Raw genomic sequence first — 10171 nt, 5'->3', positions numbered from 1 at the left:
AAAAAAACGTAAGTTTTAAGCAAATTACATATTATGAAGAAGTATGAGCGAATCAAATGATCAACAACCTATAAGTCACCATTATGTACCAAAGTTTTACCTTAGACAATTTTCAACAATGAAAAAGAAAGAATATCATATATATACACTTGACAAATATACAAAGAAATATTTTAAAACTAACATAAAGAATGTTGCCTGTGAAGATTATTTTTACGATATCATTAAAGGCGAACCGGATTATTTTTATAAACGATTTTTAAATATTCATAAAGCTGATAAATCTAAGTTGAATAAAGTGTACAAAGAAATTAAAAATTTAAAAGATTTAGCTGAATTGAATGCCGGTGAAGAACCCCTATTTGTTATTTCTCTTGAGCAGTTTCTTAGTGTTCTTGAAACTGAGTTTAGTAAAGTACACAAAAAAATAATAGACTCAGAAGATTTAGCTCAATTGAGTGAATATGAAAAAGTGTTGTTTGCTTTATCAGTCTTTTTTCAGTATAGAAGAACTAAAGCACAAAGAGATAATATTAAAAACACTACTTGCCGCTTTATAAAAGAACGGATAGAAAAAGCAAAATCTGCTAACGAAATCGAAACTTTAGTGTGTTTGCTTTATATGGAAGAGTTACTACCGTATCTTCATATAACAGCTATGTTTAGTACCATGGAAAAAAATAGAAATGTCTTTTTAAGCATGGGTTGGACACTATATATAAACCAAACTAATTCGTCTTATTGGACCTCAGACAACCCAGTTGCAGTAGATAACATAACTGATTTTGATCCATACAAAGAGTGCCAAGTCCGAAAAGGATGTAAAATCTACTTCCCCCTAAGCCCAAAAATTTGTTTGCTCATGTACGATTCCTCTTCATATGAATATCCACCCAAAATAAGAGATGATAATCTTCAAAGTGTTATTGACAAAAATAAGTTTCAAGTGAATAACTCAGTAAGGCACATTTTTTCTCGTGATGATATTTCTCTTACTGAGGAACAAATACAGATCCTTACAACAAAGTGCTTATAACATATTCGGAAATTCGAATATTAATTTGGTCAAAATGCTTGGGAGTATATTTTAAGTTAGAATAAAGTACTTATAAAGACTTTTAAAGCTTGATAAATTAGTCTCATAACCTTATTTTCTATACCAATCAATTTTCATTATTCATTAGGAAAAAGCCGGTCTCCTTCGTCGACCGGTGAGAGCCCGGGGTATAACATGTGATCTTAAAAATGTTACATGTTTATTAGAAAATAAAGAGATTTGATTCCACGCAAACAATAATCAAAACAGAAAAAACAGCTAGAGAATAAGCGAAGTTCAATTAAAAAGTAGAAATCTGCTCCCTTAAAAGGAACAGACAAAACTCACAACTTTATTTTTCCATTACCTTCCTGTACATCCTCGCCTGGAACCCGTGATACTTCGCAAACCCTTCTGCATCCTTCTGGTCAATCGTCTTACTATCAAATGAAACCAGATCCTCGGAATAGAGGGCATTCGGCGAACTGCGGGCAAGGATTGTGAGGGCGCCTTTGTAGAGCTTCACTTTTACTGTGCCTGTGACCCTTTCCTGGGACTTGTCGATAAAGGCGTTGAGGTCGGCAAAGAGGGGGTCGTCCACCAGGCCGGCGTATGCCATTTCGGACCACTGGTCGTCGACGATTTTCTTGAACTTCAGTTCCCCGCGGGTGAGGACGAGTTTTTCGAGGTCGGCGTGGGCTGCGAGGAGGACGGTTGCAGCGGGGTGCTCGTAGTTCTCGCGGGCTTTTAAGCCCAGCACACGGTCTTCAATCATGTCGGTTCTGCCGACGCCGTTTTCGCCTGCAATGACGTTCATCTTCTTAACGAGGTCGTAGCCGCTGAGGGTTTCGCCGTCAAGGGAGATTGGGACACCTGCTTCGAAACCGATGTCAATAATCCTGGGCTGGTCAGGGGCTTTTTCAGGAGAGGTTGTCCACTCATAGATTTCCTCGGGCGGGACAAAAGAGGGGTCTTCAAGCCTGCCGCCTTCGATGCTGCGGCTCCAGATGTTTTCGTCAACGCTCCAGGGCTTGGATTTTGTGGCTTCCACAGGGATTCCGTGCTCTTTTGCGTACTCGATTTCCCACTCGCGGGTCAGGTTCATTTCCCGCATCGGGGCGATAACATCCATGTCGGTCTGGCGGAAAACGGCTTCGAAACGGAGCTGGTCATTGCCTTTCCCTGTGCAGCCGTGCGCAAGGGCGACTGCGCCTTCTTTTCTGGCAGCCTCTACCACTTTTTTGGCGATCAGGGGGCGGGCAACCGAAGTTCCCATTACGTAGCCTTCGTAGCTTCCGTTGGCTTTGATGAGGGGGAAGATGTAGTCTCTTATGAACTCTTCCTTTGCATCGATTGTATAATGCTTGTCGCTGATCTTCTCGGCTTTTACGTCCGCCCTTTTGATTTCCTCTTCAGGCTGGCCGACATCGACCGAGATTGTAATTACTTCATCGTATCCGTACTTTTCCTTGAGGATGGGAATGCACACCGAGGTGTCAAGCCCTCCTGAATATGCAAGTGCAACTTTCTTTGCCATGCTTTTACTACCCCTTTAATTTATTAATTAAGACAAATAAGAGTGATAAGTGACCTGAGTGATATGGTGACTTGAGACAGATAAATAAGGTTGAATAAACCTGTTAGTCAAAGCAAAATATTTAAAGATGGCAGACAGGCCATCTTTTTCGGTTCAGATCGTTTGAGCAGAACGCTGGTTCGGAACTTCCCGGCTTTTATCCGGGTTCTGCCTTCCAGGGCTTTGATTTACTGCTCCATCTCCCTGTGGTACTCGTTAATGGATTTGATTGTAAGGTCCTGCCCTTTCTTCATGGTCTCTATAGCATCGGCTGCGGCAATTGCTGCCTGCATTGTGGTGATGTACGGAACCTTGAAATCCACGGCTGCCCGCCTTATCCTCGAACCGTCCCTGCGGGACTGTTTGCTTGTCGGGGTGTTGATAATAAGGTCAACCTCGTCCCTGCGCATCATATCTATGACATTAGGGCTTCCGTCGTGGACTTTCTTTACCACGTCCATGAAAACCCCATGCTTTGCAAGATAGTTTACAGTACCCTGCGTGCCCATAAGTTCAAGCCCTGCAGCCTGCAGTTTCTTTGCAACATCTACAAGGTCGGTTTTGTCGGCATTCCTTATGGAGAGGAAAACCTTTCCCGTAAGGGGCAGGACGTTATCGGCTGCAAGTTCGGCTTTATAATATGCCCTTCCGAAGTCGTAGTCAATACCCATGACCTCGCCCGTGCTTTTCATCTCCGGACCGAGTACAGGGTCTGCGCCTGGCAATTTATCAAAAGGCAGGAGAACCTCCTTAATCGAGACATGTTTGGGTTTCGGTTCGTCCGTATAACCCAGGCTCTTTAAGCTGTGCCCTGCAATAACTTTGGCTGCGATTTTTGCAAGTGGAATTCCAACCGCTTTTGAGACAAAGGGAATTGTTCTGCTTGAACGGGGATTTGCTTCAAGCACAAAGACCTTTCCACCTTTTTCTGCCATCTGAAGGTTGATCAGGCCTTTGACCTTGAGACCAAGGGCAACTTTTCGGGTATAGTCCCTGACCTGTGAAAGCACTTCAGGCGAGAGGGTCTGTGGCGGAATTACACATGCCGAATCCCCGGAGTGTACGCCTGCTTCCTCGATATGCTCCATAATTGCGCCTATAAGCACATTTTCCTGGTCGCAGACCGCATCGACGTCGATTTCAGAGGCTGCCTCAAGAAAATCGTCAATAAGGATCGGGTGTTCGGGTGAGACCCTGACTGCCTCTCTCATATAACGCTCAAGGTCGATTTCATCATACACGATTTCCATTGCCCGCCCGCCGAGCACATAGGAGGGGCGCACAAGCACAGGGAAACCGATCCGTTTTGCAACCTCGATTGCCTCCTGCTGGGAAGTCGCATATCCGCCTTCAGGCTGCGGAATACCGAGTTCTTGCATAAGAAGATAGAACTTTTCCCTGTCTTCGGCAAGGTCCATGTCTGCGGGATCAGTGCCCATTATTACGGTATCAAGGTCGGTCCTGCGCTTCAATTCCTGCTTGAGGGGCAGTGCAAGGTTCACGGAGGTTTGCCCTCCGAACTGTACAAACACTCCGTAAGGTCTTTCGCGCTCGATTACGTTCATCACGGATTCCAGGGTTAGAGGCTCAAAAAAGAGCTTGTCCGAGGTATCGAAGTCTGTTGATACGGTTTCGGGATTGTTATTGATGATATGAGTCTCAATGCCTTCTTCCCGAAGCGCAGTGACTGCATGCACGGTACAGTAATCGAATTCGATTCCCTGTCCTATCCTGATCGGGCCTGCCCCGAGGATAAGAATCTTCTTCCTGTCCGTGGGATTCGTCTCGCAGGTGTCTTCGTAAGTTGAATAGTAATAAGGAGTAGCTGCTTCGAACTCGGCTGCGCAGGTATCCACCATCTTGAAAGTTGCCAGAATTCCGGCGTCATGCCTGAGGTCGCTTATTTCCGGTCTTGTCCTGCCGGTAAGCTCGGCAAGGCGGGTATCCGGGAAACCCATCCTTTTTGCTTCGCGCAGGAGTTCAGGTGTAAGTTCCTCTGCCCTGATGCGCTTTTCCATCTCCACGATCCTTTTCATCTTCGAGATGAAGAAGGGATTGATGCCTGAGAGCTCGGCAATTTCCTTTATCGGCATGCCCCGCTCAAGCGCATGGAATAATACAAAAAGGCGTTCGCTTGTAGGTGTCTTGAGGAGAGTTTTTATTTCAGGTTCTTCCCAGCGCTTTATCCCTAACTGGGAATCAATATCGAGGGACTTGAATGCCTTTAGTAAGGATTCTTCAATTGTCCTGCCGATTGCCATGACCTCTCCCGTACTTTTCATGGCTGTGGTCAGGGTCTTGTCTGCCGTTGTGAACTTGTCGAAAGGCCACCTGGGAATCTTTGTAATTACGTAGTCCAGAGCCGGCTCAAAAGAAGCAGGAGTATTTTTGGTAACGTTATTTATGATCTCATCAAGCGTCATTCCGATTGCGATCTTTGCGGTTACGCGGGCAATCGGGTAGCCTGTAGCTTTTGATGCCAGGGCTGACGATCTTGAAACCCTGGGATTTACCTCGACAATGCGGTAGTCGCCTTCTTTTAAGGCATACTGGATATTGCACCCACCTTCGATCTTGAGGGCGCGGATAATCTTAATCGAAGCGCTCCTGAGCATCTGGTGCTCGGCATCGCTTAAGGTCTGGGAAGGGGCAACAACTGCCGATTCTCCGGTGTGGACGCCCATGGGGTCAATATTTTCCATATTACAGATCACGATGCAGGTATCGTTTGCATCCCGCATGACCTCATACTCGACCTCTGCCCAGCCGAGCACGCTCTCTTCTATGAGCACCTGGGAAATCCGGCTGCGCCTGAGCCCGCGTTCCGTGATCTCAAGCAGTTCTTCTTTTGTACGGGCAATTCCACCGCCAGCCCCGCCAAGGGTGTAAGCCGGACGGACGATAAGGGGAAGGCCGAGCTCCCCGACAACTTCTTCGGCCTCTTTTAGAGAATGGACTGCACGGCTTAAGGGTACTTTTTCCCCTATCCTGAGCATGGTCTCTTTAAAGAGCTCCCTGTCTTCGGTATTTTTTATGGCTTCAACAGGAGTCCCCAGAATTTGAACCCCGTATTTCTCAAAAACGCCCATCTCTGCAAGTTCACTGGTAATATTAAGGCCGGTTTGCCCTCCAATGCCTGCGATAATCCCGTCAGGGCGTTCTTTTTCAATAATCTTTTCTATTATTCTGGCATCAAGGGGCTCGATATAAACCGAATCCGCCATTTCAGGATCGGTCATTATGGTTGCAGGGTTTGAGTTTACAAGTACAACCTTTACCCCTTCTTCCTTTAAGGACCTGCAGGCCTGACTGCCTGAAAAATCGAATTCAGCAGCCTGTCCTATAGTGATTGGGCCTGAGCCTATAAGCAGAACCTTCTTTATGTCCTCACGCCTGGGCATTAAATCTCACCTCCGAGAACCTTTACTACCCTGCCAAAAAACGTTTCCTCGGTATCCAGCGGTCCTGCTTGGGCTTCAGGATGGAACTGCACACTGAAAATATCCAGGTCTTTATGTGAAACCCCTTCTACGGTCCTGTCGTTTGCGTTCAGGCACTTTACATAGAGCCCTGTCCCGTCAAGAGAGTCCGCATCAACGGCATACCCGTGATTCTGGGAGGTTATGAAAATTCTGTTTTCAACCAGATCCTTTACAGGCTGGTTTCCTCCCCTGTGCCCGAATTTCAACTTGTAAGTCCTTGCTCCCATGGCAAGGGAAATAATCTGGTGCCCGAAGCAGATTCCGCAGACAGGAATCGTACCTGCGAAAGCCTTTACGGCATTTATTGCGTCCTTTGCTTTCTCAGGGTCTCCCGGACCGTTTGAGATGAAAAGGAGATCCGGGTCGTAGCTTGCGATTTCCGAGGGTTTTGCAGTTGCAGGAACCAGAGTGAGGTCAATTCCCCGACTGTGCAGGTTATTTATGATATTGCGCTTTATCCCGAGATCTACTACAACCGCATGTTTGCGTTTGCTTATGCCCTTCCAGGCGCCTTCGGCTCCGGGAATGAAGCGCGGCTCTTTGCAGGTCACAAGGGAGATAAGTTCCTCGTCCGTGGTCTGTGGAGAATTCCTTGCTATATTGACCGCCTCTTCCCCATCGTCACTGCCAGTTATAAGGGCTGCCCGCATGGTTCCGTGCTCCCTTGCTCCTATAGTGAGCATTCGGGTGTCCACCCCTTCAATTCCTGGCTTTCCCTCATCCTCTAAAAATCTGTGGATAGAACGGGTTGATTTGTAGTGGTAGGGCTTTTTGCAGGCTTCCCTGACAACAAGTCCTTCTGCATGGATATTATCGGACTGGAAACGCTCCCCGCTGACTCCATAGTTTCCGATAAGGGGGTAAGTGAACATTAAGATCTGACCCTTGTAGGAAGGATCTGTCAGAGCCTCCTCATATCCTGTGAATTGAGTGGTAAAAACAAGTTCGCCGCACGCTGTGCCTTCGGCACCAAGACCAGTGCCTTTAATAACTGTTCCATCTTCTAAGCCTAGTACTGCTTTCATCATCTGAACCTGCGAGTAAATATCATAAGACATGTATAAGTTTTGCGATGAATCCCTTGATTCCCGGATTTTCTCTATTTTTTCAGTCTTTTAATATATAAATCTTTCAATTAAATATTCCCACCCGGAAAATCGTCCTTCATATTGTAAAATAAGGCTTATCTCAAAAAATCCGGGCACAGATATAAGATTTTTTTTTCACCTGGTGGGAATTACACTTTTTAATGCAATGAGAAAATAAAATTTTTAACGTAAAAATTTCGAATACCTGGTGAAAGATACTGGTTTACTCGTGGATTATCAATGGAAATACTTCTTAGTAAATTAAAACTATATTCTATGACTTAGATATGCTAAATTGAAGCTAAATTTCATACTTTTTGATCATGAAACCATAGGTATTTTATGCCAGATTTATGGCTCGGAATTATTATCATATATTAAATTTTCGCAAAAATATTATATATCATTGGACACGAAGTACAGGTCAGGAAAATAAGTTGTTTAAGCTGCAAAAATCGAGAGCTCTCTTAAACTTATATTTTCAGTTACCTGAATCTTATCAGTTACCTGAATCTTATCAGTTACCTGAATCTTATCAGTTACCTGAATCTTATCAGTTACCTGAATCTTATCAATTATCCAGGGTTTTTCAGTTATCTGATTATCTGAATATCTGCAAAGAGGGCTAATTAACTCGAACAAATTCAGATTTTACAAAATGACTTTTTGCAGCAATTTTGTAACAACTTCTACCTCCTGTAAAAATTAGATATTTTAACAATCACTTCGGTGGAACTTGGGTATCATAATGGAAAAAAACACAAAACTCGAAGTGCGAAACATTAATAAAATTTTCGGAAAGAATCCTCAGAGAGTGATTTCCCTCTTAAACAAAGGCTTATCTAAAAATGAAATTTTTGAAAAAACAAAGCAGACTATTGGGCTTAACAACGTTAATTTCAAAGTTAATGAAGGAGAGATCTTCGTCATAATGGGGCTTTCGGGCTCAGGGAAATCCACTCTTTTACGCTGTTTGAATCGCCTTATCGAGCCAACCTCTGGAGAAATTCTGATAGATGGAAAAGACATTACCCGGATGAGTGTGGAAGAGTTGCGGAACACTCGCAGAACCAGGCTTGGCATGGTATTTCAGAACTTTGCCCTGCTCCCCCACAGGTCAGTGCTTGATAATGTGGCTTATGGGCTTGAGATCCAGGGGATTCCTAAAAAAGAACGTAATTCTAAAGCTCTTGAAGCCATAGAAACCGTGGGGCTCAAGGGTTATGAAAATAGCATGATAATCCAGTTGAGCGGAGGCATGAAGCAGAGGGTAGGGCTTGCAAGGGCACTTGCCAATGACCCTGATATCCTGCTTATGGATGAGGCTTTCAGTGCCCTTGACCCCCTTATCAGGAGTGATATGCAGGATGAGCTGCTTGCCCTTGAGGATCGGATGCAAAAAACAATTATTTTTGTCTCCCATGACCTGGATGAAGCCCTGAAACTCGGAGACCGCATCGCCCTCATGAAAGACGGAGAAGTAGTCCAGATAGGGACTCCTGAAGAGATCCTGACCGACCCTGCAGATTCCTACGTCTCAAGGTTTGTTGCAGGGGTTGACAGGTCTAAGATTTTCACTGCCGAATCGGTTATGAAACGCCCTGAACCGCTCGTATCCATCAATTCCGGGCCCAGGGTAGCCTTACAATTGATGAAAGAATATGGAATTTCATCAATCTTTGTGGTTGAAGGGAAAAGCAGGCTTTTGAAAGGCGTCCTTATGATTAGTGATGTTGTGGAGGCTCTGAAATCAAAAAGGAGCCTTGAGTCCATTGTCAGGGAGGTTCCTTCCATACCCCCTGAAATGCCCCTGTACGAGATTATTCCTTTAATTGCAGACAGCGATTATCCTCTTCCCGTAGTCGATGAGAAAAGAAAGCTTAAAGGAATTATTATCCGTGGAACCGTGCTTGGGGCTCTGGCAATGTCTGAGGATACTACTGAGGAAGCTTCAGCGGGGGATGATGAGCCTGTTATGGAAGATAAAAATGAGGAGATTTCCTGTAAAAAATGTCAGCAGGGAAACTTAATTCCTGAGAAAAACCTCTCTTCCGAGGTGGAAAAACCAGGGAAAACCTCTGAAGCCATGGAGGTGAAAATATGATCCTCCCCAAAATTCCTGTAGGAGATTTCGTTGAGACCTCTGTATTCTGGGTTGAGCTCCATCTAGGCTGGTTCCTGGACCTCATAAGCGATTTCCTTGATTTAATAATCTCTGGATTCAGCGATATTCTGATGTTTTTCCCGCCATTTGTGATTGCACTAATTTTTGCATTCCTGGCTTATTCTACAGGTAGTAAAAATTTGAAACTTGCGGTGGGAACTTTTGCCGGGTTCCTCTTGATAGAGAACCTGGAAATCTGGGAACTTTCAATGGAAACCCTTTCGCTTGTCATATCCTCGGCATTTCTAGCACTGATCATTGGGATTCCACTGGGAATTCTCACTGCGAAAAGTGATTTCCTCCTCCACATTTTGAAACCACTCCTGGATCTTATGCAGACAATGCCTTCCTTTGTTTATCTAATTCCTGCCCTGATTTTTTTCGGGCTGGGTAACGTGCCAGGTATGATTGCAACTCTGGTGTTTGCAATGCCTCCTGCAATTCGTCTGACTAACCTGGGAATTCGACAGGTGCCACTTGAACTGAAGGAAGTTGCAGATGCTTTCGGGTCTACGCCCTTACAGAAACTTGTCAAGGTTGAGCTGCCTGTAGCCCTGCCGACAATTATGGCAGGGGTAAATCAGTGCATAATGCTTTCCCTTTCAATGGTGGTTATTTCCGCCATGATAGGTGCAAGAGGACTCGGTTACCAGGTGCTCTTCGGAATTCAGCGTGTGGACATCGGCATGGGGTTTGAGGCAGGGCTCGGGATAGTTATCATTGCAGTGGTCCTTGACCGAATTACCCAGAACCTCAGCCCGGATAAATAAGCCCTGTCCTGACCCTCTCTTTAAAGAGAGTTCAGGATAAGGTTTTTCCACTCAA

General features: G+C 45.0%; 6 protein-coding genes. 3 read left to right on the top strand and 3 right to left on the bottom strand.

Annotation, left to right across the window (positions count from 1 at the left end):
• The first annotated feature begins 43 nt into the window (after nucleotides 1–43).
• On the top strand, nucleotides 44–1036 hold the full coding sequence (locus EQO05_RS12525; protein ID WP_128507021.1) for a DUF4238 domain-containing protein: 993 nt from the start codon (nucleotides 44–46) through the stop codon (nucleotides 1034–1036).
• 352 nt (nucleotides 1037–1388) lie between these two features.
• On the opposite strand, the gene EQO05_RS12520 is transcribed toward EQO05_RS12525, so the two are convergent.
• The 3 genes from EQO05_RS12520 to carA form a co-directional block, all read right to left on the bottom strand.
• Nucleotides 1389–2573: an argininosuccinate synthase gene (locus EQO05_RS12520; protein ID WP_128507019.1), complete on the bottom strand. Its 1185-nt coding sequence runs from the start codon at nucleotides 2571–2573 to the stop codon at nucleotides 1389–1391.
• Nucleotides 2574–2800: 227 nt separating this feature from the next.
• A complete protein-coding gene (gene carB, locus EQO05_RS12515; RefSeq protein WP_128507017.1) occupies nucleotides 2801–6013 on the bottom strand; it encodes a carbamoyl-phosphate synthase large subunit in 3213 nt (1070 codons plus the stop codon).
• Entirely contained in the window at nucleotides 6013–7119 is a 1107-nt protein-coding gene (gene carA, locus EQO05_RS12510; protein ID WP_128507067.1) for a glutamine-hydrolyzing carbamoyl-phosphate synthase small subunit, read from the bottom strand. Before carA ends, carB begins: the two co-directional genes overlap by 1 nt.
• A gap of 811 nt (nucleotides 7120–7930) precedes the next feature.
• Between carA and EQO05_RS12505 the strand changes: the two genes are divergently transcribed.
• Together EQO05_RS12505 and EQO05_RS12500 are read left to right on the top strand one after the other, a co-directional pair.
• Entirely contained in the window at nucleotides 7931–9286 is a 1356-nt protein-coding gene (locus EQO05_RS12505) for a glycine betaine/L-proline ABC transporter ATP-binding protein (RefSeq protein ID WP_128507015.1), read from the top strand.
• The gene (locus EQO05_RS12500; RefSeq protein ID WP_128507013.1) at nucleotides 9283–10116 is read left to right on the top strand and encodes a proline/glycine betaine ABC transporter permease; all 834 of its coding nucleotides are present in this window, start codon (nucleotides 9283–9285) and stop codon (nucleotides 10114–10116) included. Before EQO05_RS12505 ends, EQO05_RS12500 begins: the two co-directional genes overlap by 4 nt.
• Nucleotides 10117–10171 lie beyond the last annotated feature (55 nt).

The sequence above is a fragment of the Methanosarcina sp. MSH10X1 genome (genome assembly GCF_004099695.1).
In the GTDB taxonomy this organism is placed as follows: Archaea; Halobacteriota; Methanosarcinia; order Methanosarcinales; family Methanosarcinaceae; genus Methanosarcina.
The sequence above is the reverse complement of the archived record's forward strand: the minus strand, read 5'-3'. Positions and strand labels throughout refer to the sequence as shown.

Excerpts from the sequence above, each read along its gene's own strand:
- EQO05_RS12525 (WP_128507021.1), top strand. The coding sequence starts at position 44 with ATGAGCGAATCAAATGATCAACAACCTATAAGTCACCATTATGTACCA.
- EQO05_RS12520 (WP_128507019.1), bottom strand. The coding sequence starts at position 2,573 with ATGGCAAAGAAAGTTGCACTTGCATATTCAGGAGGGCTTGACACCTCG.
- carB (WP_128507017.1), bottom strand. The coding sequence starts at position 6,013 with ATGCCCAGGCGTGAGGACATAAAGAAGGTTCTGCTTATAGGCTCAGGC.
- carA (WP_128507067.1), bottom strand. The coding sequence starts at position 7,119 with ATGAAAGCAGTACTAGGCTTAGAAGATGGAACAGTTATTAAAGGCACT.
- EQO05_RS12505 (WP_128507015.1), top strand. The coding sequence starts at position 7,931 with ATGGAAAAAAACACAAAACTCGAAGTGCGAAACATTAATAAAATTTTC.
- EQO05_RS12500 (WP_128507013.1), top strand. The coding sequence starts at position 9,283 with ATGATCCTCCCCAAAATTCCTGTAGGAGATTTCGTTGAGACCTCTGTA.